Here is a 25,894-nt window from a genome sequence, read left to right as displayed (position 1 = left end):
AGAGGGCTGGTAGCGCATGTCAGTTCGGATCACCTTGGCGGGATCGACCGGCTGGGTCGGCAAGGCCCTCGTGGCGGCCATCGCCGCCTCCGACGATCTCGTGCTTGCGGGAGCGGTCAGCCGCAGCGCGGCAGGCCAGGATGCTGGCGAAGCTGTCGGGCTTGCCCGCCTCGGGGTGCCGGTCAGCGCCACGCTGGAGGAGGCCCTGGAGGCCCCGTCCGACGTGGTGATCGACTACACCAAGCCCGGCGCGGTCAAGGCCCATGCCCTGACGGCGCTTGCCCAGGGGCGGCATGTGGTCGTCGGCACGTCCGGGCTTTCCGCCGAGGATTACGCCGAGATCGACCGTCGGGCGCTCGAGGCCGAGCGCGGGGTGCTCGCGGCCGGCAACTTCTCGATCACCGCGACCCTGCTCCGCCGCTTCGCCCTGGAAGCGGCCCGCTACGTCCCGGACGTGGAAGTCATCGACTACGCCTCCGCCAAGAAGCCCGATACGCCCTCGGGGACCGCCCGGGAGCTGGCGGAGCTCCTGAGCGAGGTGCGCCTGCCGGCCACGTCGAAGCCGATCGAGGACCTGACCGGGGTTAAGGAAACCCGCGGGGGCTCCCTGGGCGGGAAGGAGCCGGTCCAGGTCCATTCGCTGCGCATGCCGTCCTTCGTGCTCTCCTGCGAGGCCGTGTTCGGGGCGGACAACGAGCGGCTGGTGATCCGCCACGATGCGGGCGCCTCGGCGGCTCCCTATGTGGCCGGCACCCTGCTGGCGGCCCGTCGCGTTCTGTCCTTCATCGGCTTGAAGCGCGGCCTCGACGCCGTGATGGACTGACTGTCATGAAACCGCTCGAAGGCCTCAAAGTCCTCGAACTCGCACGCATTCTCGCGGGCCCCTGGGTCGGCCAGCTTCTGGCCGATCTCGGCGCGGACGTGGTCAAGGTGGAGCGTCCGGGTGCCGGCGACGATACCCGCGGATGGGGCCCGCCCTTCGTCGAAGGGGCAGACGGGGGCGATCTCTCGGCGGCCTACTTCCATTCCTGCAACCGCGGCAAGCGCTCCATGGCGGTCGATTTCGAGACGCCCGAGGGGCAGGAGCTGGTCCGCAGGCTGGCAGCTCATGCGGACGTGGTGATCGAGAACTTCAAGGTCGGCGGGCTGAAGAAGTACGGCCTCGACTACGAGAGCCTGAGAAGCGTCAATCAGCGTCTCGTCTATTGCTCGATCACGGGATTCGGGCAGAACGGCCCCTATGCCGCCCGGGCCGGCTACGATTTCATGATCCAGGGCCTCGGCGGCATCATGGACCTGACGGGAGACCCTCAAGGGGAGCCGCATAAGATCGGCGTCGCCTATGTGGACATCTTCACGGGCGTTTATTCGGTCGTGGGCATCCTGGCGGCGCTTCGCCGGCGGGACCAGACCGGGCAGGGGGGGCATCTCGACATGGCCCTCCTCGACGTGCAGACGAGCGTGCTCGCCAATCAGGCCATGAACTATCTGGCGTCGGGGAAGTCCCCGCGCCGCATGGGCAACGCCCATCCCAATATCGTGCCCTACCAGGTGTTTCCTGTCGCTGACGGCCATGTGATCGTAGCGGTGGGCAATGACGGGCAGTTCGCCCGCTTCGTGTCCGTGCTCGGAAAGCCCGACCTGGCGCGGGACGAGCGCTTCCGGACCAATGCGGGCCGCGTCGGCCACCGGGCCGCGCTCGTGCCCCTGCTCACGGAGCTGACCCTGGCCTTCACCCGCGAGGATCTGCTGTCGGCCCTGGAGGGGCAGGGGGTCCCGGCCGGTCCCATCAACACGGTGGCCGACGTCTTCGACGATCCGCAGGTCGTCGCCCGGGGCATGAGGATCGACCTGCCGTCCGCGGCGGCCAAGGGCGGGGCCATCCCGTCCGTCCGCTCACCCATCGTCATGGATGGGCAGCCGATGGTGGCCGGCCGGCCTTCGCCGCGTCTCGGGGAGCACACGGACGACATCCTGAACGATCCGTCCTGGATGGCCTGAGGCCCGCCTGGGTTATTCGGCGATGCCTTTGCTGACGAGCCGGTCGATCGCCTTCACGATCCGCTCGCGGTCCTCTTCCGAGAACGGGCTGAGCTTGTGCATCTCGAGGCTGCTCAGCCCTTCGGTGGCAAGCCAGCCCAGGAGGGCGGAGTCCAGATCGTCCGAATTCGCCTTCAGCTGCTCCAGGGTGGTGCTGATCACCTGACGGACGGGGTCGAGAAGGCTCGGATTCTCGGCGGTCGCCGCCATCATGCCGGTGGCCATGTCCTGCATCTTTCCGCCGCAGCAGAAGTTCAGCAGGGTCTTCGTCACGACCCGTGCCTCGCGGTTGGGTCCCGGACCGGCCTGCTTGCGCAAAGCGTCTTTTTCGAACGCGACCTGGTCGATCATGCGCTGGATCATGGCCTGGAGAAGCGCATCCTTGGTCGGAAAATTATACAGAAGCCCGCCCTTGCTGAGCCCGGCGCGCTCGGCCACGGCGTCGAGCGTCAGCCGTCCGGCGCCGATCTCGCCGACGAGTTCTGCAGCCGCGTCCAGAATTTTTTCCCGGGAACTCTTGCGGCCTCTGGTACAGGAAAACAGCATCTACATCTCTTGTCTCGTGCGTCGCCGCACTTGCAACTAAACCGTCCAGACGGTATAGAAATTCACTCTCACGGCCTTGGCGTCAAGGTAAAGTTACGCTATTGCCGCACCCACCATAGTCGTACAGGGCTTGAGGATTGAGCCCTAACTCTCGGAAAAAGCCTATGAAACGGCGCATTGTAGTTGCTCTTGTCTTCATTCTTGCAATCGGACTTTGCGCCGGACTGGTCTGGTTCAACTTCTTCCGCGACAAGATGATCACCCAGTTCTTCGCCACCATGCAGCCGCCGCCGCAGACGATCTCGGCCGCCAAGGTCGAGGCGAAGACCTGGACCCCCAGCATCGGCGCCATCGGCACGGCCAAGGCGGCGAACGGCGTCGAGCTCGCTTTCGAGACAGCCGGCATCGTCAGCCAGATCAAGTTCAAGGCGAACCAGGAGGTCCGCCAGGGCGAGGTTCTCGTCCAGCTCGACGATACGGTCGAACGCTCCGACATTCAGGACGTTCAAGCCAACGTCAAGACGGCCGAGAGCAGCTTCGAGCGCGCCAAGGCCCTGTCGGCCCGCGGCTACGGCACGGAGGCCAATCTCGATCAGGCCAGCGCCCTGCTCGCGGCGGCCCGCTCCCGCCTCGCACGCCTGCAGGCGACGATCGAGCAGAAGGCCCTGAAGGCGCCCTTCTCGGGCGTGATCGGCATTCCGCGGATCGATGTCGGCCAGTACCTGCAGCCCGGGACCGTCATCGCGAGCTTCCAGGATCTGTCGTCGATGAAGGTCGATTTCACGGTTCCGGAGCAGCGCGCCAGCGAGGTCAAGCTCGGCCAGGAGATCCATCTCGGAACGACCGAGGGTAATCTTCCGTTCAAGGGCCGCGTCATCGGCAAGGATCCCCGCGTCGATCCCAAGACCCGGCTCGTCTCGGTCCAGGCGCTCGTCGAGAACAACAAGGACGGCGCCATCCTGCCGGGTCAGTTCCTCCACGTCGAGGTGATCCTGCCCGAGCAGCCGAATGTCATGACCGTGCCGCAGACTGCCGTCATCGCCAGCCTCTACGGCGACTACGTCTACACGATCGACGAGGAGCAGAAGGACGGCAAGCCGGTCCTCACCGCCAAGCAGGTCTTCGTGAAGACCGGCCGTCGCCGCGGCGGCGCTCTCGAGATCGTCTCCGGCGTGAATCCGGGCCAGCAGGTGGTCGCCTCGGGGCAGAACAAGCTGCAGTCCGGCGCGACCGTCAAGATCGACAACTCCATTGACGTGACGAAGCTCGACACATCCAAGCTTGCGAGCGGGCAATAGGCATCAGCCATGAGTTTCACTGAACTTTTCATCCGCCGCCCCGTCCTGTCGATGGTGGTGAGCCTCCTGATCCTGCTGCTCGGCGCGCAGGGTCTGATGAGCCTGCAGGTGCGTCAGTATCCTGAGGTCGAGGAAACCACGATCACGATCACGACGACCTATACGGGCGCTAGCGCCGACCTGATCCAGGGCTTCATCAGCACGCCTATTGCCAAGTCCGTGTCGAGCGCGGAAGGCGTGGACTACGTGACGACGCAGAGCCGTCTCGGCATCAGCACCGTGTCCGTGCGCATGCGTCTGAACACGGATCCTAACGCGGCGCTCACCGAGGTCACCGCAAAGGTGCAGCAGGTCCGCGCTCAGCTTCCCTCGGAGGCCGAGGATCCGGTGATCATGAAGGGCACGGGCCAGAGCTTCGCCCTCATGTACATCACCTTCGGCAGCACGGAGATGAATCCGGAGCAGGTCTCCGAGTTCCTGACCCGGGTGGTGCAGCCGCGCTTCGCGACGCTCGAGGGCGTCGGCAACGCCGAGATCCTCGGCGGGCGCGACTTCTCCATGCGAGTCTGGCTCGATCCCGTCCGTCTGGCCGCCCGCGGCGTGACGGCCGGCGACGTCGTTCAGGCGATCAACGCCAACAACTTCCTCGCGGCGCCCGGCAAGACCCAGAGCGAGTACGTGGCCTACCGTCTCGACATGCAGACCACCCTGCAGACGCCCGAGACCTTCAGCATGCTGCCGATCCGCTCCCAGGGGGATCAGGTCGTGCGCCTGCGCGACGTGGCGGACGTGGAACTCGGGCCCGAGAGCACCGACACGATCGTCAGCTTCAACGGCAGCCAGGGCACCTTCATCGGCATCACCCCGACCCCGTCGGCCAATCCGCTGACCGTCGCGGCCGCCGTCACGACGGCCATCGACTCGATCCGCCCGACCCTGCCGAAGGGCATGACCGTCGAGATCGTCTACGATGCGTCGAACTTCATCTCGGCTTCGATCGAGGAGGTGTTCAAGACCATCGGCGAAGCGGCGCTCATCGTCGTGGTGGTGATCCTGCTCTTCCTGGGATCCTTCCGGTCGGTGCTGATCCCGATCGTGACGATCCCGCTCTCGCTCATCGGGGTGTGCTTCTTCCTCTATGCGTTGGGCTATTCGATCAACCTCCTGACCCTGCTGGCCATGGTGCTGGCCATCGGTCTCGTGGTCGACGACGCCATCGTGGTGCTGGAGAACATCCACCGGCACATCGAGGAGGGCTTAAAACCCGTCGAGGCCGCCATCGTGGGAATGAAGGAGATCTTCATTCCGATCGTGTCAATGACGATCACCCTGGCGGCCGTGTATGCGCCGATCGGCTTCACGCAAGGCTTGACGGGTTCGCTGTTCCGGGAGTTCGCCTTCACGCTGGCGGGATCGGTGGTCATCTCGGGCATCGTCGCGGTGACGCTCTCGCCGATGATGTCCTCGAAGCTCCTGAAGCCGCATGGCGGGCAGGGCCGGTTCGCCGCCTTCGTGGACCGCACCTTCACGCGGCTCGAGAACTGGTATGGAAGGCGCCTGAGGGGGTCTCTGGATTATCGCGGCGTGACGCTGGTCATCGTGGCCGTCCTGCTCGGCACCACGGTGTTCCTGTTCACCAAGACCTCCTCCGAGCTTGCGCCGGAAGAGGATCAAGGCGCCTATCTCGGCATCGTCAACGTGCCGAAATACGCGACGGCCGATTACACTCAGGCCTTCTCGAAGCAGTTCACGAACGCAGGCGAGAAGATCCCCGAGATCGATGACAGCTTCCTCATCGTCGGCATCGACGGTGCCGGCGGCGGCTTCTTCGGCTTCAAGCTGAAGGAGTGGAGCGAGCGCGAGAAGAAGGGTGCGGTGACCAAGCAGGACATCCAGAACCTCCTGAACGAGAACGCGGGCGTGCAGGCCTTCGCCTTCGCGCCTCCGTCCCTGCCGGGCGGCGGCGACGGCCTGCCGATCCAGTATGTGCTGCGCACCATCGGCGACTCGTCGCAGGCCTTCGAGGTGGCCGAGCAGATCCGCCAGCGTGCGATGAAGTCAGGCAAGTTCATCGTCGTCCAGAACTCGCTCTCCTATGAGACCCCGCGTGCCCGCATCACCGTGGATCGTGATCGCGCCGCCGCGCTCGGCGTGCCGGTTTCCGAGATCGGCAACACGCTCGGGGCCCTCGTGGGCGGCGCGCCGATCTCCAAGTTCGACCGCGACAGCCGGAGCTACGATGTCGTCAGCCAGGTCCGGCAGGAGGACCGCCTGAACCCGGAACGCTTGGCCGAGTACTACGTCCGGGCCTCCGATGGATCCATGGTGCCGCTCTCCGCCCTGGTCAGCATCAAGACAGACGCCGCGCCAGCCGCCATCGAGCAGTTCAACCAGCTTAACTCGGCGACCGTCTCGGCGCTGCCTCTGCCTGGCGTGACCACGTCGGAAGGGCTGGCGACGCTGCGCTCCATCGGCAAGGAGGTCATGCCTCAGGGCTTCTACGAGGATTATGCCGGCCAGTCGCGCCTGGAGATCCAGGAGGGCAGCTCGATCTTCATGGCCTTTGGCCTTGCGGTCATCGTGATCTATCTGGTGCTGGCAGCGCAGTTCGAGAGCTTTCGCGATCCGTTCATCATCATGATGTCGGTGCCGCTCTCGATGTTCGGCGCCATGATCTTCCTGAACCTGGGTTTGGCGACACTGAACATCTACACGCAGGTCGGGCTGATCACCCTGGTGGGACTGATCACCAAGCACGGCATCCTGATGGTGGAGTTCGCCAACGAGCAGAAGGAGAAGCACGGCGTCAGCAAGCGTGAGGCCATCGAGGAGGCGGCGCGCGTGCGTCTTCGCCCGATCCTCATGACCACGGCCGCCATGGTGCTCGGCGTCGCCCCGCTCCTCTATGCCAGCGGCGCAGGCGCGGCGGCCCGCTTCTCCATGGGTCTCGTAATCGCGTCGGGCATGTCGATCGGCACGATCTTCACTCTCTTCGTGGTCCCGATGTTCTACACCTTCATCTCGAAGGAGACGGTGCGGGTCGCTCGGGCCGAGGAGGCGCATCCCCATCGCCAGGCTCTGGCGGCGGAATAAGGGGACGATCCCGAACGCGGGAGCCGCGTTCGGGATTCATCTCAAGCTCCAGAACGAAGAAAAGGCCGGGCAACGCCCGGCCTTTTGCGTTTCAGGCGGCGGAAGGCAGGGGCGGTTCTGCCTTTCGTCGTCCGAGCTCAGTGGGCAATCTCGCCCTCGACTTCCATGAACGGTGAAACGGACTTGAAGCCGGCCTGCTCGGCGGCCTTCCTCACGGCCTCCGCAACCTCGGTCGAATGAACCTCGATGGTCTCGCCCGTCTTGGAATCGACGAACATGATCTTCATGGCGTTCACGTCCGGCTGGCCGTGGGAGATGACGTAGGAGTTCTGGGTGGCCAGACGGTGGACGAGGCCGGCATCGCGCAGGAAGTCGAGGGCGCGATAGATCGTGACCGGGGCGAGGCGCTTCTTCTCGCTGCTGAGACGATCGACCAGGTCGTAGGCGCCGACCGGACCGCCGCTCTGGACCAGCTCGCGATAGACGCGCTCGCGGATCGGCGTGAGCCTGAGATTGTTCTGGCGGCACAGATCGTCTGCACGACGAAGGAGGTTTTCCTCTTCTTCTTTCCTGAGGGCCTTGGTGCTCATGAGCCACACTCCTGTTATTACGGAACCTATATATTCATATAGGTAAAATGCGAATCTGACAATGTGCTATCGTTACCGGCGGCACTTGCAGCTGTGCATATTCCGCAGAGGAATCTGGCGTTTGTACACAGACAGGGGGTGGAGATCTGTCAAAAGATATATAATAACGTATAAATAGGGCCTATGTTCCCGAGGGTAGGATCACTTCGCGCAGGTCTCGCACAGGCCGCGAATTTCGACCGTGACCTTCTTGGTGCAGAAGGCGTGATCGTCACCCCAATGGGAGAGGCGCTCGCTGATGTGCGGGTCGGTGAATTCCCTGACCAGGCCACAGCCCTCGCAGATGGCGAAGGCCGCCATGTCGTGCTCCTGGTGCGGATGCTTGCAGGCCACATAAGCGTTGAGGCTCTCCAGCCGATGGGCCAGCCCCTTCTCGATCAGCTTGTCCAAAGACCGGTAGACGGTCGGGGGCGTCACGGCGCCCTTGGCCCGCATCTTGTCGAGCACCTCATAGGCCGAGAGCGGGTTCTGCGCGGAGCACAGGATCCGATGCACCCGCTTCTGGGTGTCGTTCAGGTCCTCGAGGCCATGATGTTGATGCGTGGAAGCCATCTTGAAAATCGTCTCGTCCGCGTCTGGGCGTGATCACCCTATAGGTCATGATTGCGGGGACGATTTCAAGGGAGCCGCACGGGACCGGACGCCCCGGCCCCGTGCGGACCAGATCAGAGATCGACCCAGGCCGCCTTGCGCTGCGAGGAGCGCACCGCCGCCTCGATGAAGCGGACCCCGCGCACGCCGTGCTCGACCGTGGGTACCTGAAGCGAGAAGGGGCTGGGCTCGCGGCTCTCGAGCCGCGCCGCGATCTGCTCGGCCACATCCGTGTAGAGCTGGGCGAAGCCCTCGAGATACCCTTCCGGGTGCCCACCGGGAATGCGCGAGGCCGCACGGGAGACCTCGTCGGCCCCATAGCCGTTGCGGCGAATGGTGCGCGGCGGCTCGCCCAGGGGCGAGAAGGTGAGATAGTTCGGGTTCTCCTGATGCCATTCGAGCCCGGCCTTCTCGCCGTAGATGCGGATGCGCAGGCCGTTCTCGAGGCCGGCCGCCACCTGGCTGCACCAGAGCATGCCCTTGGCGCCGGACGCGAAGCGCAGCATCATGTGGGCGTTGTCGTCGAGCCTGCGACCTTCCACGAAGGTGTGCAGCTCCGCCGACAGGGACGCGACCTCGTCGCCGGCGATGAACTCGGCCAGGTTGAAGGCATGGGTGCCGATGTCGCCGACCGCGCCGGCCGGCCCCGAGCGGGCCGGATCCGTGCGCCACTCCGCCTGCTTGCTGCCGGTCTCCTCCATCCGGGTGGCGAGCCAGTCCTGCGCATATTCCACCTGCACCACCCGGATGGCTCCGAGCTCGCCCGCCTGCACCATGGCGCGGGCCTGGCGCACGAGCGGATAGCCCGTGTAGTTGTGCGTGACCGCGAAGATCAGACCTGACTCCTTCGCGAGCTTCGCCAGTTGATCGGCCTCGCGCCGCGTGGTGGTGAGCGGCTTGTCGCAGATCACGTGGATGCCCGCCTTCAGGAAGGCGCGCGCGGCCGCCGCGTGGGCGTGGTTGGGCGTGACGATCGCCACCGCGTCGATGCCGTCCTTCAGCCGCCGCTCGCGACGGGCCATCTCGTTGAAGTCGCCGTAGACCCGGTCGGGCTTCAGGAGCAGGTCCTCGCCCGAGGCCTTGGCCCGCTCGGGATCGGACGACAGCGCCCCTGCCACCAGCTCCCAGCGATCGTCGAGGCGGGCCGCGATTCGATGCACGGCGCCGATGAACGCGCCGCGCCCGCCGCCGACCATGCCCAGGCGCAGGCGGCGGTTGAGCTTCTGCTCCGGAGATCCAGCAATCGTCATGTTTCTGCCCCCTTATCCCTTACGCGGCGTCGATACCGAGCATCCGGCGATTGGCCGCCTCGTCCGTTCCGCCGGCGGCGAAGTCGTCGAAGGCCTTTTCCGTCACGCGGATGATGTGCGCCTTGATGAACTCCGCGCCTTCGCGCGCACCGTCCTCCGGGTGCTTCAGGGCGCATTCCCATTCCAGCACGGCCCAGGAATCGTAGTCGTACTCCGCGAGCTTGGAGAAGATGGCGCCGAAATCCACCTGTCCGTCGCCCAGCGAGCGGAACCGGCCGGCCCGGTTGATCCAGCTCTCGTAGCCGCCATAGACGCCGACGCGGCCCGACGGGTTGAACTCCGCGTCCTTGGCGTGGAACGCCTTGATGCGCTCGTGATAGAGGTCGATGAAGGCCACATAGTCGAGCTGCTGCAGCAGGAAATGGCTCGGATCGTAGTTGATGCAGGCGCGCCGGTGTCCGCCGACCGCATCGACGAAGCGTTCGAAGGTGGCGCCGTCGTGAATGTCCTCGCCCGGGTGGATCTCGTAGCAGACGTCGCAGCCGGCGTCCTCGTAGGCATCGAGGATCGGCTTCCAGCGGCGTCCCAGCTCCTCGAACGCGGTCTCGACGAGACCGGCGGGCCGCTGCGGCCAGGGATACATGAACGGCCAGGCGAGCGCGCCCGGGAAGGTGACGCTGGCGTTGAGGCCCAGGCGCTTGGAGGCTTTCGCCGCCATCAGCATCTGGTTGACCGCCCATTCCTGCCGGGCCTTGGGATTGCCGCGCACCTCGGGCGCCGCGAATCCGTCGAAGGCCTCGTCGTAGGCCGGATGAACCGCGACGAGCTGACCCTGCAGGTGCGTGGAGAGCTCGGTGATCTCCATGCCGTGGGAGCGCACGATGCCGGCGATCTCGTCGCAATAGGCGTCCGATTCCGCCGCTTTCTGGAGGTCGATCAGGCGCGGGTCGAAGGTGGGGATCTGAACGCCCTTGTAGCCGAGGGACGCGGCCCAGCCGCAGATCGCGTCGAGCGAGTTGAATGGAGCCTCGTCGCCTGCGAACTGCGCAAGGAAGAGGCCGGGGCCCTTCATGGTCTTCATGGGTGAACTCCCGATATGGCGTGAGTGAAGGCGGAAAACCGGCAAGGATCGGCAAGGGAAAGCCGCGCGGCGGTCGAGCGGCTTGCCGTTGCCTCGCCTCTCCCGGGCAGGAGAGGCGAGAGCCACGTCGCTTTGTTAGAACGGCGAGTTCGGGAAGTAGTGCTCCTTGGCGTTGTCCTTCGTGATCAGCTGGGCGTTGAGCACGTAGGTGCCGCGCATGGGAGCGTTGGTGTAGAAATGCGCCGCGGTGACGCCCATGGCGGTAGAGATCATGGACGGCGGATAGGACACGTCGGCCGGGATCATCTTGTCGCCGTCCATCACCTTCTTGATCATGTCCTTCATGCCGGCGCCTCCGAGGACGAACTTGATGTCCTCGCGCTTGGCCTGCCGGATCGCCTCCATGATGCCGAGAGCCATGTCGTCGTCAGACGCCCAGACCGCGTCGATCTTCGGGTGCTTGGACAGGAAGTCCTGCATCACCTTGAAGGCATCGTCCCGGTTCCAGTTGGCATATTGCTTGTCGATCACCTTCACGCCCGAGCCTTCGAGAGCCTTCTCGAAGTTCGTCACGCGCTCCTCGTCGATCACGGTCGGGATGCCGCGGAACACCACGACGTTGCCCTGCTTCAGGTTGTCCACGAAGTACTTGCCGGCGACGCGGCCGAATTCCGGGTTGTTGCCGGCCACGTAGATGTCCTGGATCGACGGGTCCTTGAGGCCGCGGTCGACCACGGTGATGAGGGTACCGCGCTTCTTGATCTCGCGGACGGGGTTCGTCAGCTCGTCCGAGTTGAAGGGCAGGACCACCAGGGCATCGACCTTCTGCGAGGTCAGGTCGTCGAGGGCGTTCGCCTGCGCGGCGCCGTCCGGCGAGGTCTTCACGATCACCTTGAGGCCCGGATAGCCCTTCTCGAGCTGCTTGGCCGTCTCCTGCGCGTGGTAGACGACGCCGCCGGTCCAGCCATGGGTGGCGGCCGGGATCGAGACGCCGATCGTCACGTTCTTCTGCTGGGCCATCGCCCCGGTGGCGACGCCGGCCATGAGGCCCGCCGCGACCGCGATCTTCAGTACCGTTGCTTTCATCTCATTCCTCCCTGAAGGGTTGATTAAGCCTTTTCTCCCTCGTCCGGTGGGCTTGGCACCGGTTTCATCGCCCTCGGTGGACTGACCTCTGCACGAGCATGGCGATAATGATGATGGCACCCTGAACCGCGCCCACGAGGAACTCGGAGACGAAATTCGACAGCACCATGATGTTGGCGACGAGCTCGAGGATCACGGCTCCCACCACCGTGCCCCAGATGCGGCCGATGCCGCCCTTCAGGGCGGTGCCGCCGATGACCACGGCCGTGATGGCCTGTAATTCCCACAGAAGGCCCGTGGTCGGCGTGGCCGAGCCGAGGCGCGGCACGTAGACCAGAACCGCGATGCCGACGCAGATGCCCTGGATGATGTAGGTCAGCGTGCGCACCCGCCAGATCGGCACGCCCGAGTAGCGTGCCACGTCCTCGTTGGACCCGAGCGCCACCACGTGGCGGCCGAAGGAGGTGCGATAAAGGATCAGCGCACCGATGGCGGCCACCACGAGGAACGCGATGATCGGGATCGGAATGCCGAGAATGCTGTCGAAATAGATCGGCCGGTAGAGCTCGCGCAGCTCGAAATTGCGCATGGTGATCGTGCCGCCGGCCGCAAGCCAGATCACGAGCGAACGATAGATGCCCATGGTGCCGAGCGTCACGATGAAGGGCTCGATGCGCCCGAAGGTGACGATGAGGCCGTTCGCCAGGCCACAGGCTGCGCTCAAGGCAATCGCCGCGAGCATGCCGAGCGCCAGGGTGCCCACGTCCCCGCCACCCAGATTGTTCAGGGTCAGGATCATGACACCGGCCGTCAGCGCCGCCATGGACCCGACGGAGAGATCAAGCCCGCCGCCGGCGATCACGAAGGTCGCACCCACGGCGATGATGGCGATGAAGGCCGAGCGCGTCACCACGTTGAGCAGGTTCGACGCGGTCAGGAAATCCGGGTTGATCAGCGCGCCCGCGATGATGAGCACCACGAGCGCGATGAAGGGGGAGAGAGCCCGCATGTCGATGTTGAACCGGCGCTTTTCAGCGCTCGAGCGAAGCACGGTTTCGGTCATGCGTGGCCTGCGGCGATTTCCGCCGCCCTTTCCTCATGGACGCCGGTGGCGAGATAAACGATGGAATCTTCCGACAGATCGCCCTGAGCAACCTCGCCTGCGACGCGCCCGTTGCGCATCACCACGACGCGATGGCACAGGCCGATCAGTTCCTGCATTTCGGACGAGATGACGACGACCGCGCGGCCTTCGGCGGCGAGGGAAGCGATGAAGCGGTAGATCTGCTCCTTGGTGCCGATGTCGACGCCACGGGTCGGCTCGTCGATGATGACGATGCGGGGCTCGACCAGCATCATCTTGGCGAGCAGCAGCTTCTGCTGATTGCCGCCAGACAGCTGCCCGGCGAGAAGATCGCGCCGCCGGGTGCGGATGTCGAAGTCCTTGATCGCCCTGTCGAGCGCCTTCTCCTCGCCGCCGCCATCAATGAAGGACCCATGGCTGAACTTTTCGAGGGCTGCCAGGGTCAGGTTGACCCGGAGGTTCTGCTGGAGCAGCAGGCCTTTGCCCTTCCGGTCCTCGGAGAGATAGACGATGCCCGCTGCCATCGCTTCGCGCGCATCGCGGAAATGAACCTGCTTGCCGTCGAGGGTGATCGTGCCATGGCCCGGACGAAGCCCCACGAGCGCTTCGAACAGTTCGGTACGGCCGGCGCCGATCAGGCCGCCGAAGCCGAGGATCTCGCCGCGATGCAGGGTGAAGGACGCGTTCTCCACATAGCCGGGCACCACCATGTCGCGAACGCCAAGAAGGGGCTGGTCGGAGGCGGTCGCCGGCTTGTCCGGATAGAGCTTGGACATGTCGCGGCCGACCATGAGACGAGCCATCTCGAGCGGCTCCAGGCCTTCGATGTCGCGGGTCGCGATGTGGCGCCCGTCGCGCAGCACGGTGACACGGTCGGCAACCGCCTTCACCTCATTCAGGCGGTGCGAGATGTAGAGGACGGAGACGCCCTGGGAGCGCAGCTTCCGGATGATCTCGAACAGACTCTCGGCCTCGACCGGCGTGAGAACCGCGGTCGGCTCGTCGAAGGCCACCACCTTGTGCGGCACCAGCAGCGCTCGGGCGATCTGCACCAGCTGCCGGTCGGCGATGGACAGGCGACTGACCTCACGGTCGGGATCAATGCCGGTGCCAAGTTCACGCAGGATCGCCCGTGTCCGATCGCGCATCACCTTGTCGTCGACGAAGCCGAAGCGCCGGATCTCGCGGCCGAGGAAGAGGTTCTGCGCAACCGTCAGGTCGGGCGCAAGAAGGATTTCCTGGTGCACGAGAACGATGCCGTGGCTCTCCGCATCCACGGGCCCAGAGAAGGTGATCGGCTGGCCGTTCAGATGCAGGCTGCCTTTCGTGGGCGCGATGTGGCCTGACAGGATCCGCATCAGAGTCGATTTGCCGGCTCCGTTCTCGCCGATGACGGCATGGACCTCGCCGGGCTTCAGATCCAGTGAAATGCCGCTCAGGACCTCGATCGGTCCGAAGGATTTCGAGATGTTCTCTGCGCGAAGAACGGATTCCATGAACGGCTCCGGATGAGCGGCATCGCTCGCCTCCCCTCGGAAGACGGGCGTCAGGGGCTTGTGCGGGCGAGGATCAACTGGACGGCGCGTGAGCTGGCATTCGTTTCCTCCTGGTATGTCGGCCTGTCCTCTGCCGGGACATTGGGCGATGTAGAGCTGACATGGGGGTCGGCAACGCCCCTATGTAATCGTTTACATAAAACTTTACCGAAACCTCAGCTTCTGTCAAACAGAACCATGGTAGGGGGAGGTCGATGGACGACGTCGGGCAGAAGGACGAACCGGAGCAGTCAGGGTTTTCGGCCCGCGCTGCGCGAATTCAGGACGTCGCCAAACTCGCCGATGTCTCGACAGCCACGGTCAGCCGGGCTCTCGCCACGCCGGAACGGGTTTCTCCCGAGGCTCGGGCGCGGGTTCTGGAGGCCATCGCCAAGACCGGATACGTGCCCAACCCTGCCGCGCGCACCCTTCGGTCACAGAAAACCTACATGGTGCTGGTCGTTTTGCCGGACCTTGCAAACACCTTCTTCTCAAAGATCCTGCGGGGCATCGAGGAAACGCTCTTCGAAGCCGGATACGGTATGATCATCAGCGATCTCGACGGCTCGCCCGAGAAGGAGGCGCATTTCGCGGCCTTTACGGCGGCGGGACGGGTCGATGGCGCCATTCTCCTCAACGGCCACCTGTTCGGGCAGAGCCGCGACGGGGAGGGAAGTCCGGCTCGCCTGTCGATCCCGCTCGTTGCCCTCTGCGAAGCAATCCCGAACGCCGATATTCCTCAGATCGAGATCGACAATCGCGCGGCAGCCTCCCGCATGACGCAGCATCTGGCCGCGTTGGGCCACAAGCGCATCGCCTATGTGAGCGGTCCGGCCGGCAACATCCTCGAGCGTGAACGCTTTCAGGGATATATGGGCGGGTTGGAAAGTGCCGGCCTGCCGTTCGATCCCGCCCTCGTCATCCCAGGGGACTACACCATCGAGGCGGGCGTCAGGGCAGGGCAGTCCCTGGTGGGGCGGACCACCCGGCCGACAGCCGTGTTCTGCACCAGCGATGAAATGGCCATCGGTTTGATGCGCACCGTCTTCTCGGCTGGGCTGAAAGTCCCCGACGACATCTCGGTGGCCGGCTTCGACGACATCGAGTTTGCCGCCGTGGCCGAGCCGTCCCTGACCACGATCCATCAGCCGCGCCGGGAACTGGGACAGGCCGCGGCCTCGGCCCTGATCGATCTGCTGCAGGGGCGGCCTTCGCCCAAGCGGATCCGTCTGGAGACCGACCTGGTGATCCGGGACAGCGTCGTGCCGCTTCGATGATGATCAGAACATCGAGAAGGCGCCCACGAACAGGACGAGCACCAGGCCGATGAAGCCGACGAAGGCATAAAGAGCCTTGCGGGAATCCTGATGGGCGTAGCTGTCCTTCTCGGCGCCGTCTTTCCAGCGCACGGAGGATTCCTGGTGACGGGCCTGATCGACCTGCTCCGGCGTGGGCGGCGTGCCGCCAGCCTCGTCGTCGGTGCCGAGCGGGGAGAGGCCCGGATCGAACACCGCGTTCTTGTCACCTGTGCGGCCGCTGTTGATGTCACCCTTCAGCTGCGCCGTGGTCGAGCCCTCGGTCAGGGGCGGCGCGTCCATCGGCTTGACCGTGCGCGTCGGAGGAATGTCGGCGTTGCGTGGGGTATCTGGACGGGTGGACATCGGTGTCTCCGGGGCTCCGCTGAGGGAAAACCGTCGGGGTCACCCGATGTTCCGGGTTTCACGGCCGGTGCAGAATCCACCTGCTGCGCCCAAGAAAAAAGGCCGTTGTTGCCAACGGCCCGAAGTTTAGGGAGGAAACGCCCAAGAAGGGCAGCAACGCTGCGACGCCAATCGCCGTGTTGCATTGCAATAATTAAGCGCCCCGCCGCCCTGTTTCAAGACTAAAAGGTCAGCACCATTGCCCAATTTTTCGCCGCCGTGAAATGACGGACTTTCAAGGCGAACGGGCGGTGAAAAACGGCGCAGGAGGACAAAATACAGGCAGGCGAGGATCCTCAAGAGGCCAGAGATGCCCCAGCTGAATGCCATTCTCGAGACTGCGCTTTATGTGGACGACCTGTCGCGGGCCTTGGCCTTCTACGAGGACGACCTCGGCCTGAGGCTGCTGTTCAGCAACCGGCGCATGTGCGCCTTCGACGTGGGCGGCAGGAGCGTGCTGCTCCTGTTCCTGCGCGGCGGCTCCAACGAGCCGATGCCCACCCCGGGCGGGACGATCCCGGCCCATGATGGCGCGGGACCACTCCATATCGGCTTCGCCGTTTCCGTCGATGAACTGGGCGCATGGGAGGCGCGGCTGCAGGAGCGGGGGATACCGATCGAGAGCCGCACCACCTGGTCCCGTGGTGGGACCAGCGTGTATTTCCGCGATCCCGACGGGCACCTGCTCGAACTGGCGACGCCGGGGCTTTGGGAAACCTACTAGGCGGCGTCAGGTGACGACGCTGGGCTCGGTGCGGCCGGTGCGGCTCGCGATCTCGGCAATCTCGTTGGCTGCCTGGACGACGGGCGCCAGAACCTCGGCGGTCGTTAGGTCGTGCCGGTCGGCATGCGGCTCGAAGCGCTCGAGATAGACCCGCAGCGTCGCGCCCGACGTGCCCGTTCCCGACAGGCGGAACACCGCGCGGGCATCCTCGGCGAAGAGGATGCGGATGCCCTGCTTCGGCGTCACGGAACCGTCGACGGGATCCGTGTAGGCGAAATCGTCGGCCGCCTGGACCGTGAGACCGCCGAAGCGCTGCCCGGGCAGGGTGGAGAGCTTCGCCCGGAGAGCATCCATCAATGCGTTGGCCGGCGCGGTCTCGAGCTCCTCGTAATCGTGGCGCGTGTAGTAATCGCGCCCGAACGTGGCCCAATGCTCACGCACGATCTGATCGGCCGGCTTGCGGGCGACGGCCAGGATGTTGAGCCACAGCAGCACGGCCCACAAGCCATCCTTCTCGCGGATGTGGTTGGAGCCCGTGCCGGCGCTCTCCTCGCCGCAGAGTGTGATGAGGCCCGCATCCAGGAGGTTGGCGAAGAACTTCCAGCCTGTGGGCGTCTCGAAGCAGTTGATGCCGAGCTTCGCGGCCACCCGGTCGGCGGCCCGGCTCGTCGGCATGGAGCGCGCCACCCCGGCAAGGCCCTTCGCATAGCCGGGGGCGAGATGAGCATGGTTTGTCAGGATGGCGAGACTGTCGCTCGGCGTCACGAACAGCTTCGGCGCCACGATCATGTTGCGGTCGCCGTCGCCGTCGGAGGCGGCTCCGAAATCGGGCGCGTCGGGCCCGTACATCAGCTCCATGAGGTCATGGGCGTGGACGGGGTTCGGATCGGGATGGTGGCCGCCGAAATCCGGCTTCGGCTCGCCGTTGACGACCGTTCCCGCCGGCGCGCCGAGGCGGTCCTCGAGAATGGCCTTCGCATAGGGGCCCGTGATGGCGCTCAGGGCATCGAAACGCATGCGGAAGCCCGACCGGAACAGCTCGGCGATCTTCTCGAAATCGATGAGCTGCTCCATCAGCTCCGTATAGTCGGCCACGGGATCGATCACCTCGACGGCCATGTCGCCGACCCTGGTCGACCCGATGCGGCCGAGGTCGATGTCGGCCCCCTCGACGATTGCGTATTCCGTGATCGCGCTGGCGCGCTTGAACACGGCCTCCGTGAAGGATTCCGGCGCCGGCCCCCCGTGGGCCATGTTGAACTTGATCCCGAAGTCCCCGTCGGGGCCGCCCGGATTGTGGCTGGCCGAGAGCACGAGGCCGCCGATGGCCTTGTGCTTGCGGATCACGCAGGAGGCGGCCGGCGTGGACAGGAGGCCTTTCTGTCCGACCAGAACGCGCCCGAAGCCGTTCGCCGCCGCCATCCGGATCGCGGTTTCGACCACGGATTCATTGAAGAAGCGCCCGTCGCCGCCGATCACCAGGGTTGAGCCATCCTTGTTCTCGACGGTGTCGAAGATCGCCTGGATGAAGTTCTCCACGTACCGGGGCTGCTGGAAGACGGTGACCTTCTTGCGCAGACCGGACGTGCCGGGGCGCTGGTCGGAGAACGGGGTCGTCGGAATGCGGGTGGTCGCCATCGGTGCAGATCACTTCCTTGAGGCGGGCCCTGACAGGCCTCTTGTCGAATGCTTCGCCGATCCCGGGCGGGATCAAGGACCATTTTAGGGTCACCTCGTGCAGATGCCACTGCCAAGATGAAGGCCGCATGAAAGTGTGAGAATCGGCTGGTGGAATCCACCATGATCTCCGGCATGCGCCGTCACCAGGAGCATGCCGGAGACCTGTCGCATGCGCAGGTCAGGGATTGTTGCCGCCGGAGTGCTTCTTCGGCGCGGCGCCGGACTGGGCAGGATCCGTGCCCTCAGGGGCATCGCAGACCGGCTTCACCTCGTCCGGATCGGACACCGCCTTGGTGACGGGCTCCCGCGCCGGCTCCTTCTGCGGCGGAGGGCCGGCGACGGCCGAGCCGCCCATATAGGAGGGCGGATCGCTGGCCGGGAACGAGTATTCCGAGCCGGCATCGACCAGGTCGTCTTCTTCCTTTTTCACGCCCATGCGTCATCTCCTGTCATGGAGGGTTTTTCGTCGCTCAGGGGGAGAATGCAGGGAATGCCGCCATGTTCAGTCGGGACGGCAAAAAACTGAGCGGGACCGCCGGTCTGGCGAGCCAATCCTCAACCTAAGTCGACCTTGGTCACGGACATCGGGTCCGCTATCTGCAGCCCGAGGCCCGAACCCTATAACAGGACCCATGTCCGGGAGAACGCCATGAATCCGACCCGCCGCAGCATCCTCAGGACCCTGGCCGCCGCACCGGCGGCCGCGGCTCTGGCACCCTGGTCCGCCTCCGCACAATCGGCCTATCCCACCCGGCCGGTTCGGGTCATCGTCCCCTACGCGGCCGGCGGCGGAACGGACTTTTTCGCCCGTCTCGCCTTCGGGGCCATGGGCGAGCAGCTCGGCCAGCAATTCGTCATCGAGAACAAGCCCGGAGCCGGCACCAATATCGGGGCCGAGTCGGCCGCGCGAGCCGAGCCCGACGGCTACACGCTGCTCCTGGGCGATACGGCGACCTTCGCGACCAACCGCACCCTGTACCGGAAGCTGTCCTTCGATCCCACCAAGGATTTCACCCCCATCTCGCTGACCGGACGCTTCGCCCTCGTGCTCCTCGTCAACACCAACAAGCTGCCGGTGAAATCGATCCGCGAGCTCGTGGCCGAGGCGAAGAAGAATCCGGGCCGCATCAACTATGCGACGCCGGGCCTCGGCAGCCCGTTCCACCTCGCCACCGAGCTGCTCTCGCAGGCGGCCGGGATCAAGCTCACCCACGTGCCCTACCGGGGCGCCGCCCCGGCCGTGCAGGATTTGGTCGCCGGGCAGGTGGACATGATGTTCATCGACTTCGCAACGGCGCGTTCACAGCTCTCCGGTCCGATCCAGGCCATCGCGGTTGCCTCGCCTAAGGAGTTTTCCGGGCTTCCCGGCGTGCCGCCGGTGGCGGCCGATCACCCGGGCTTCGAGGCCTGGGCCTGGCAGGGCTTCGTCGCGCCGGCCAACACCCCGGCCGAGATCGTCTCCAAGCTCAACGACACCTATCGCCGTGTCGTGGCCAATGCGGAGATCCGCGACAAGCTGATCGGCGCCGGCATCGACGTGCTCCAGAGCTCTCCGGCTGAAATGGCCGCCTACATGCAGGATGAAGGCGCGAAGTGGGAGAAGGTCATCCGGACCGCCAATATCACGCTCGAGTAGGGCCTCTGCTGGGACGCAGATCCGTCAGTTCCGGTCCCAGCGATACATCCCGCGCTCGCCATCCAGGCAGTTGGCCGGCACCTCCGCCTGGATCGTCCGGATCAGGGAACGGTCGGGAAGAGCCGCGATCTCGCGGATGATCTTGGTGCGGATGGCGTCGGCGAATTGCTGGCGCTCGCGAACGGGGACAAGGAAAGCGCCTTCGCCTCCGATGACGCAGCCCTTGTAGTAGAGATCGAGGTTCTCCATGTCGCCGAACCCGCTCGGGCGTTTGAGCATGATGGGAAGCCCGTTGATGGTGATCCCTTTCGCGACGGCCTCGTCTCGGGCCGCAGCGACGCCTCGCCCGCTGCTGTTGGGACCATCGCCCGAAATGTCGATCACGCGCCGGACGGGCTCGACCCCGGTCTGCTCCAGCAGCTTCGCCCCGAAATCGATCGCGCCCGAGATCGATGTCCGCCGCAGTCGTCCGATCGGATTGTCGTGCAGACCGTCGGCGAATTTCAGGGCCGTCTCCGGGCTGTCGATGATCGTCCATGGGACGATGACGTTCTGGTAGTCGACGCCGGACCATTCGAAATAGGTGACGATGATCCGGCCGAGCATGCCATTGCGGATGGCGTCATGCACCTGGGGTGAGCGGAAGGCCTCGATGAAGCCCTGGCGCTGGAGCTCCTGCTCGTCGGGGTCCATGGAGCGCGAAACATCCACCGCTAGGACCAGAGCAACGTCCACCTCCGTCTCCGCCCGCGCGTCGGGGATCGGCAGCCAGAGCCATGCCGCCATGAGAGCCGCGACCATACCCAGACGCCTGACACCCATCCCGACCTCCATTCGTTTGAACAGAAGCTGACACGAATCCACCCCTCGGCAAGGTTAGATCGTCTCAGGAACCGACGGGGAGGCCTCACTTTAGCGTGAAGGCTCGGTAATCATGTTGCGGTTACCGGAATCTTTGAGGAGGGGCGCCGCTGCGAGGCGGTGGCCCTCCTTCCTGACTGCGTTATAACCCGGACGGCGAAACCCTGGCTCGCCTCGACGGGCCGATCACAAGCAGAAGGTTCTGATCCGCATGTCCGCTACTCTCGATCGTTGGTCGCCCTACGCACTCGCAATCCTGAGGATCGTCACGGCGCTGATCTTCATGGAGCACGGAACGCAGAAGCTCTTCGGCTTCCCGGCCCCTCCCGAGGGCGGGATGCCGCCGCTCCTCTCCCTCTTCGGGATCGGAGCCGTACTGGAACTGGCCGGAGGCTTTCTGATCCTGATCGGGTGGTTCACCCGGCCCGTCGCCTTCGTCCTGGCCGGCGAAATGGCTGTGGCGTACTGGATGTTTCATGCGCCCCAGAGCCCATACCCGGCCCTGAACGGCGGCGATGCGGCCATCCTGTATTGCTTCGTGTTCCTGCTGTTCGTCTTTACCGGCCCGGGCGCTTGGAGCGTCGACAGGGCAAGGCAGCCGACAGGGCCGCGTCATTCGTGGGAGCGCTGACGGGCACGAGGGCCGCCATGGCGTCGGGCCCTTTCTGCGGTGCCGGCAACGGAGCGGCGCCGTTCAGACGCATCCGGCATGATGCGGGCTCAAAGATCGTAACCCGGAAGAGAAAGGTCACATTGCCGGCGCCTGCGATTATTCTTGGGAACGGTTTTCATGAACCGCCCGTTTTTCGGATAAGCCCCATGACCTCTGCATCAGAAGAGGATAAGGCGGGGCCCCGTGTATTGCGTGGAGTAGGAAATGGCCGAGATCATCGCGTTCAAGGATCTCAAGAAGATTGCCGATCGGTGTGAAGTGTTGACGCTGTTCGAGCCCAAGCGCCCATCACGATCCGAGCCCCGATCCGAGGCCAAGGCCTTCGATTTTCCGAGCGCCCGTCCCTTCATCTCCGGAAACCTGACCGATCTGTTCGAGCAGGCGAATGCCGTCGCCATGCGCCACTACCACGGCGACCCGAAGGTCTCTGCCATCGTGGCGGAGAAGTGCATGGAGCTCATCCAAGCCCTGGAAGATCACGCGCAGCCCGAGTGAGCTGAGCCCGGCGAGCCTTGAAGCCACGGCCTTCCGATGATCCTTCCGCCACCGGCATGATGGGGTCCGAAGCTCCGGGCGAGCCATACCACGCCGGGCCAGGTGCGAAATTTAACCATACAATCCAAGTCTTCTGGCGGCTTGCCCCCGTTCATGACATCGTAGGGTCGCCGTAGAAGACTACGATTGCCGGCATGATACCCGTGGCAGGTTGAGTCGCTGTCCGCACAGCGCGCGGCTCAAAGGCATGATGCCCTCCTGCCAGGTCGGTGAGAATCCGACGGTTTCCGTTCCTCAGAAATTCTTTCAACGCGATCCCGTCGCGACCTTTTGGTCGAGCAAGCGCCGGCGATCGCTCTGGTGCCGACGTGTTGAAGAGTATTCTTTCGATTCTTTCCGTTCATCGTGCGGGCCTGCCTTTCATCCGCAGCGTCATCCTGCCCGTTCTGCTCGTTGCCGCGGCGACCCTTTCCCTCGGAGCCGCTTCGATCCTCTGGGCGGTCAACAAGAGCAACGACGTCTCCGCCGAGCGCCAGCTTCGTGTGATGGACCGCAGCATCCGCGCCGTGGTCCATCAGCTCGCGCGAGAGCAGGAGATGGTTGCCATCTGGGACGATGCCATCATCGAGCTCGCCAAGAGCCCGATGGATCTGAAATGGATCGACGCCAATATCGGGGTCTGGCTCAGCCGCACGTTCGGGCAGGAGGAGGTCTACATCCTCGACGGCCGCAACGAGCCGGTCAATGCGGTCATCGATGGAACGCGTATTTCGAACCACGAATTCGAGCGCGTCCGGGACAGTCTCGGCAGCCTCGTCGCGGGAATTCGCGGGGCCCCGGAGTCTCCGCACCGGGATCATGTCGCGGAGAACGCCGAGGCGCCGCACCTGATCACCGGAAAGGCCGTTTACGACGCCCATCTTCTCGAACTGCTCGGCCGGCCTGCGGCCGTCAGCATCATGAAGATCGTTCCCGAGTCGGATGCCGTGGCCTATCCTCAGGACAAGGAGTTCCTCCTGGTGGGAATCCGGTATCTCGACGGGAACTTCATCAAGCGGATCTCCGAGCAGAACCTGATCGAAGGGTTGCGTTTCTCCGTCGTCGATAATCCGGGACAGAGTGAGATATCGGTGCCGGTCCGATCGGACGTGGGCGATCTCATCGGCTACTTCGTCTGGAAGCCGGAACTTCCGGGGAACCGGCTCCTCAAAGCTGTCGAACCCGCCATGGCCGTTGCGGCGACGATCATTCTCCTCCTGCTCGGCGCGCTCGTGCGACGTCTGAGACAATCGATGTCGGCGCTGGAAAGAACTGTTCTCGAACTGAAGGCCAGTGAGGCTCAGGCTCATCATCTGGCCTTCCATGACGTGCTGACCGGACTGCCCAACCGGGCGCTGTTCGAGGACCGGCTCAACCATGCCATCGCACGCCGGCAGGATGGCGAGAGGATCGCCGTGCTGATGCTGGATCTTGATCGCTTCAAGCATGTCAACGACACCCTTGGACACCCTGCGGGTGACAGCCTCATCCGGGAGTTTTCGATCCGCCTGTCCAGACTGGTCGGAAGGAACGACACCATTACCCGCCTGGGAGGCGACGAGTTTGCCATCGTGCAGGTCTGTGCCCCGGGAATGGAGGGACCGGAAACCCTGTGCGAGCGGATCCTTGCGCTGGCTCATGAGCACTATGACATCATGGGCAACCAGATCTTCGTCGGGACGAGCATCGGTCTCGTGCTCGCTCCCGACGCTGGAACGGACCGCAGTGAACTTCTGCGAAAGGCGGATATCGCGCTCTACCGCGCCAAGGCCGAAGGGCGAAACTGTTATCGGGTCTTCACGCCTGAGATGGATGAGACCGTCACTCTGCGCCGGATCGTCGAAGAGGAGCTTCGCGTTGCGCTTGCGACCGGTGAAGGGCTTGAGGTTGCTTATCAGCCGCAGATCGCCCTCAGCGGAGATACGATTGTCGGCGTGGAGGCTCTTGCCCGCTGGCGGCATCCCACGCGTGGATACATCCAGCCGAGCCAGTTCATCCCGGTCGCGGAGCAAACAGGCTTGATTGTCCAACTGGGGGATTGGATCCTGCGTGAGGCCTGCCTCGCCTCGAGGCGCTGGCCCGATGTCTTCGTGTCGGTCAATCTTTCGCCGGTTCAATTCCGATCCTGCGGCTTTGCCAATCACGTGATCTCGATCGTCCGCGAATGTGGAGCGGATCCAGGACGGATCGAGCTTGAAGTCACCGAGAGCGTTCTGCTGGACGAGGAATGTGGGTCGACCGACACGCTCCGCGCGCTGAGAGATGCCGGGTTCCGCATCGCTCTCGACGATTTCGGCACGGGCTACTCGAGCCTGGGTTATCTTCACCGCTTCGAGGTGGACAAGATCAAGATCGATCGCTCCTTCATCCAGAGCCTGGGACAGGGAACCAGGGCCGCAGCCGTCATCAAGGCGATCGTATCGCTCGGGCATGCGATGTCCCTGACCGTCACGGCTGAAGGTGTGGAAACGGAGATCCAAAAGAAGTTCCTGCACACGGCAGGCTGCAACGAGATGCAAGGACATCTGTTCTCCAGGGCGCTCTCGCAGGAACAGATAACGCGATTGCTGAACCGTCCTGACGCGAAGGCGCTGCAATGTTACTTCGACTCTTCGGCCTTCACGGCCGGCTGAACAGCGGATCGCCGGGAGAATGCAGCAACCTCGTTCGATGGACAGAAGGCAGCACGCCTCCGCCGCCATGCTTCGACATGCGGAGAGTTACCCCTTTGGGGACGATCGCCTCAAGGAACTAATGCCTCTACCGAATGTTGTCGCCACGCTTGATCCGATCACGGATCGGCTACCTGGATCCGACACCTTTCGACCAAGGCTCACTCGCCCCACGTCACATGTGAACGGCGAAACGATCCGACATGGTACATCGCAGAACGTTACTCGGGGGCATAGCAAGTATGAGACACGATGTTGTCTACAAGGAGCAGATTCTTCCCATTGCTCAGGACCCTTTCCAAAATGTCGCTACTGTCCTGATCTGTCAGAATCTCCTCCTGCGCACCGGCATCAGCCATATCCTTTCAGGGACGCGCTTTACCCTTTCGCGAGAGTCATTTGAGGATCTCTCGAACCTGCCAGCCTTCGCCGACGACGAGCCCGCGCTGTTCATCATCTGCGACAGCCGGTCGATAGCCGAGTATGCTTCCGCCGCGGAGGAACTGAAGGCACGCCACCCATCCGCCAAGGTGGTCGTTCTGGCGGACGCGATGGAACCTGAATCGGTCATGGAACTCTGCCGCGCCGGTCTGGATGGCTTCTGCCCGACGAGCATGGATCGGCACGCCCTGGTCAAGGCTCTTGAGATCGTGATCCTCGGCGAGACTTACATCCCGGCCTCGATCGGGCTCACGCTCCTCGAACAGGTCCGACAGGGTCGGGCCCGTTTCAGCCACAGCAGCGCCCCCGCACCCGCCAATGATCCCGCAGCGCTCCAGAACAAGCTGTCGGATCGGGAGGCCCAGATCCTCCGCTGCCTCACTCAGGGGGCGTCGAACAAGATAATCGCGCGGGAGCTCGGTGTCGCCGAGGCCACGGTGAAGGTCCACATCAAAGCCATCCTGAGGAAGGTCAAGGCCTCCAACCGCACTCAGGCGGCCATGTGGGCGACCGGAAATCTCGACTTCGCACAGGAAAATTCACGCTCCCTGGTTCCGCGGGAGTAAAGATAATTCGCCGACCCCTGACTTCTTTCTGGCTGAATTCCGCGAATCGCCTCATGGACTTAGGTCGTCGCCGCGCACGCTACTCCCAAGGGGGTAGCCCATGTGGCGAGTTGCGGATCAGTCGAGCCCGGCTGTAAGCCTGATCTCGTCCTG

General features: G+C 64.4%; 23 protein-coding genes. 11 read left to right on the top strand and 12 right to left on the bottom strand.

The features are described from left to right. Nucleotides 1-16: 16 nt before the first annotated feature. A complete protein-coding gene (gene dapB, locus HPT29_RS23680) occupies nucleotides 17-823 on the top strand; it encodes a 4-hydroxy-tetrahydrodipicolinate reductase (protein WP_173949423.1) in 807 nt (268 codons plus the stop codon). 5 nt (nucleotides 824-828) lie between these two features. After that, the gene (locus HPT29_RS23675) at nucleotides 829-2,001 is read left to right on the top strand and encodes a CaiB/BaiF CoA transferase family protein (RefSeq protein WP_173949422.1); all 1,173 of its coding nucleotides are present in this window, start codon (nucleotides 829-831) and stop codon (nucleotides 1,999-2,001) included. 12 nt (nucleotides 2,002-2,013) lie between these two features. Here the strand turns inward: HPT29_RS23675 and HPT29_RS23670 are convergent, their stop codons facing one another. Beyond that, nucleotides 2,014-2,586: a TetR/AcrR family transcriptional regulator gene (locus HPT29_RS23670; protein WP_173949421.1), complete on the bottom strand. Its 573-nt coding sequence runs from the start codon at nucleotides 2,584-2,586 to the stop codon at nucleotides 2,014-2,016. Between the two features lie 164 nt (nucleotides 2,587-2,750). Between HPT29_RS23670 and HPT29_RS23665 the strand changes: the two genes are divergently transcribed. Both HPT29_RS23665 and HPT29_RS23660 read left to right on the top strand, forming a co-directional pair. Further along, nucleotides 2,751-3,884: an efflux RND transporter periplasmic adaptor subunit gene (locus HPT29_RS23665; RefSeq protein WP_173949420.1), complete on the top strand. Its 1,134-nt coding sequence runs from the start codon at nucleotides 2,751-2,753 to the stop codon at nucleotides 3,882-3,884. A 9-nt stretch (nucleotides 3,885-3,893) separates the two neighbouring features. Continuing rightward, a complete protein-coding gene (locus tag HPT29_RS23660) occupies nucleotides 3,894-6,977 on the top strand; it encodes an efflux RND transporter permease subunit (RefSeq protein ID WP_173949419.1) in 3,084 nt (1,027 codons plus the stop codon). Between the two features lie 137 nt (nucleotides 6,978-7,114). Here HPT29_RS23660 and HPT29_RS23655 read toward each other — a convergent pair whose 3' ends face one another. The 7 genes from HPT29_RS23655 to HPT29_RS23625 form a co-directional block, all read right to left on the bottom strand. After that, nucleotides 7,115-7,567, bottom strand: coding sequence for a Fur family transcriptional regulator (locus tag HPT29_RS23655; protein ID WP_173949418.1), 453 nt, complete (start codon nucleotides 7,565-7,567; stop codon nucleotides 7,115-7,117). A 201-nt stretch (nucleotides 7,568-7,768) separates the two neighbouring features. Further along, entirely contained in the window at nucleotides 7,769-8,179 is a 411-nt protein-coding gene (locus HPT29_RS23650) for a Fur family transcriptional regulator (protein WP_173949417.1), read from the bottom strand. Nucleotides 8,180-8,292: 113 nt separating this feature from the next. Continuing rightward, nucleotides 8,293-9,468, bottom strand: a complete 1,176-nt coding sequence (locus tag HPT29_RS23645) for a Gfo/Idh/MocA family protein (protein WP_173949416.1) — start codon at nucleotides 9,466-9,468, stop codon at nucleotides 8,293-8,295. Nucleotides 9,469-9,487: 19 nt separating this feature from the next. After that, entirely contained in the window at nucleotides 9,488-10,549 is a 1,062-nt protein-coding gene (locus HPT29_RS23640) for a sugar phosphate isomerase/epimerase family protein (RefSeq protein ID WP_173949415.1), read from the bottom strand. Nucleotides 10,550-10,684: 135 nt separating this feature from the next. Beyond that, the gene (locus HPT29_RS23635; protein ID WP_173949414.1) at nucleotides 10,685-11,635 is read right to left on the bottom strand and encodes a substrate-binding domain-containing protein; all 951 of its coding nucleotides are present in this window, start codon (nucleotides 11,633-11,635) and stop codon (nucleotides 10,685-10,687) included. A gap of 64 nt (nucleotides 11,636-11,699) precedes the next feature. Beyond that, nucleotides 11,700-12,698 (bottom strand): ABC transporter permease, encoded by a 999-nt coding sequence (locus HPT29_RS23630; RefSeq protein ID WP_173949413.1) that lies wholly within the window; start codon nucleotides 12,696-12,698, stop codon nucleotides 11,700-11,702. Then, nucleotides 12,695-14,215, bottom strand: coding sequence for a sugar ABC transporter ATP-binding protein (locus tag HPT29_RS23625; RefSeq protein WP_173949412.1), 1,521 nt, complete (start codon nucleotides 14,213-14,215; stop codon nucleotides 12,695-12,697). Before HPT29_RS23625 ends, HPT29_RS23630 begins: the two co-directional genes overlap by 4 nt. A 254-nt stretch (nucleotides 14,216-14,469) precedes the next feature. Here HPT29_RS23625 and HPT29_RS23620 point away from each other — a divergent pair, with 254 nt between their 5' ends. Beyond that, entirely contained in the window at nucleotides 14,470-15,531 is a 1,062-nt protein-coding gene (locus HPT29_RS23620; protein WP_173949411.1) for a LacI family DNA-binding transcriptional regulator, read from the top strand. Nucleotides 15,532-15,534: 3 nt separating this feature from the next. Here HPT29_RS23620 and HPT29_RS23615 read toward each other — a convergent pair whose 3' ends face one another. After that, entirely contained in the window at nucleotides 15,535-15,915 is a 381-nt protein-coding gene (locus HPT29_RS23615; RefSeq protein ID WP_173949410.1) for a hypothetical protein, read from the bottom strand. A 349-nt stretch (nucleotides 15,916-16,264) separates the two neighbouring features. Here HPT29_RS23615 and HPT29_RS23610 point away from each other — a divergent pair, with 349 nt between their 5' ends. After that, nucleotides 16,265-16,678, top strand: a complete 414-nt coding sequence (locus HPT29_RS23610) for a VOC family protein (RefSeq protein WP_173949409.1) — start codon at nucleotides 16,265-16,267, stop codon at nucleotides 16,676-16,678. Between the two features lie 6 nt (nucleotides 16,679-16,684). Here the strand turns inward: HPT29_RS23610 and HPT29_RS23605 are convergent, their stop codons facing one another. Both HPT29_RS23605 and HPT29_RS23600 read right to left on the bottom strand, forming a co-directional pair. Continuing rightward, complete coding sequence (locus HPT29_RS23605; protein ID WP_173949408.1) at nucleotides 16,685-18,316, bottom strand: alpha-D-glucose phosphate-specific phosphoglucomutase; 1,632 nt, start codon at nucleotides 18,314-18,316, stop codon at nucleotides 16,685-16,687. Between the two features lie 220 nt (nucleotides 18,317-18,536). Beyond that, nucleotides 18,537-18,794: a hypothetical protein gene (locus HPT29_RS23600; protein ID WP_173949407.1), complete on the bottom strand. Its 258-nt coding sequence runs from the start codon at nucleotides 18,792-18,794 to the stop codon at nucleotides 18,537-18,539. Nucleotides 18,795-19,007: 213 nt separating this feature from the next. Between HPT29_RS23600 and HPT29_RS23595 the strand changes: the two genes are divergently transcribed. After that, on the top strand, nucleotides 19,008-19,994 hold the full coding sequence (locus HPT29_RS23595) for a Bug family tripartite tricarboxylate transporter substrate binding protein (protein WP_173949406.1): 987 nt from the start codon (nucleotides 19,008-19,010) through the stop codon (nucleotides 19,992-19,994). 24 nt (nucleotides 19,995-20,018) lie between these two features. Here the strand turns inward: HPT29_RS23595 and HPT29_RS23590 are convergent, their stop codons facing one another. Beyond that, entirely contained in the window at nucleotides 20,019-20,816 is a 798-nt protein-coding gene (locus tag HPT29_RS23590; RefSeq protein ID WP_173949405.1) for a DUF1194 domain-containing protein, read from the bottom strand. 250 nt (nucleotides 20,817-21,066) lie between these two features. Between HPT29_RS23590 and HPT29_RS23585 the strand changes: the two genes are divergently transcribed. From HPT29_RS23585 to HPT29_RS23570, 4 genes are all read left to right on the top strand, one after another. Continuing rightward, entirely contained in the window at nucleotides 21,067-21,486 is a 420-nt protein-coding gene (locus HPT29_RS23585) for a DoxX family protein (protein ID WP_173949404.1), read from the top strand. A 246-nt stretch (nucleotides 21,487-21,732) separates the two neighbouring features. Continuing rightward, on the top strand, nucleotides 21,733-22,023 hold the full coding sequence (locus tag HPT29_RS23580; RefSeq protein ID WP_173949403.1) for a hypothetical protein: 291 nt from the start codon (nucleotides 21,733-21,735) through the stop codon (nucleotides 22,021-22,023). A 371-nt stretch (nucleotides 22,024-22,394) separates the two neighbouring features. Beyond that, nucleotides 22,395-24,695, top strand: coding sequence for a putative bifunctional diguanylate cyclase/phosphodiesterase (locus HPT29_RS23575; RefSeq protein WP_173949402.1), 2,301 nt, complete (start codon nucleotides 22,395-22,397; stop codon nucleotides 24,693-24,695). Nucleotides 24,696-24,976: 281 nt separating this feature from the next. Further along, on the top strand, nucleotides 24,977-25,741 hold the full coding sequence (locus tag HPT29_RS23570) for a LuxR C-terminal-related transcriptional regulator (protein WP_173949401.1): 765 nt from the start codon (nucleotides 24,977-24,979) through the stop codon (nucleotides 25,739-25,741). Nucleotides 25,742-25,894 lie beyond the last annotated feature (153 nt).

It is taken from the genome of Microvirga terrae, from assembly GCF_013307435.2.
GTDB classification, from domain to species: domain Bacteria; phylum Pseudomonadota; class Alphaproteobacteria; order Rhizobiales; family Beijerinckiaceae; genus Microvirga; species Microvirga terrae.
This window is presented reverse-complemented; position numbering and strand designations above follow the sequence as displayed.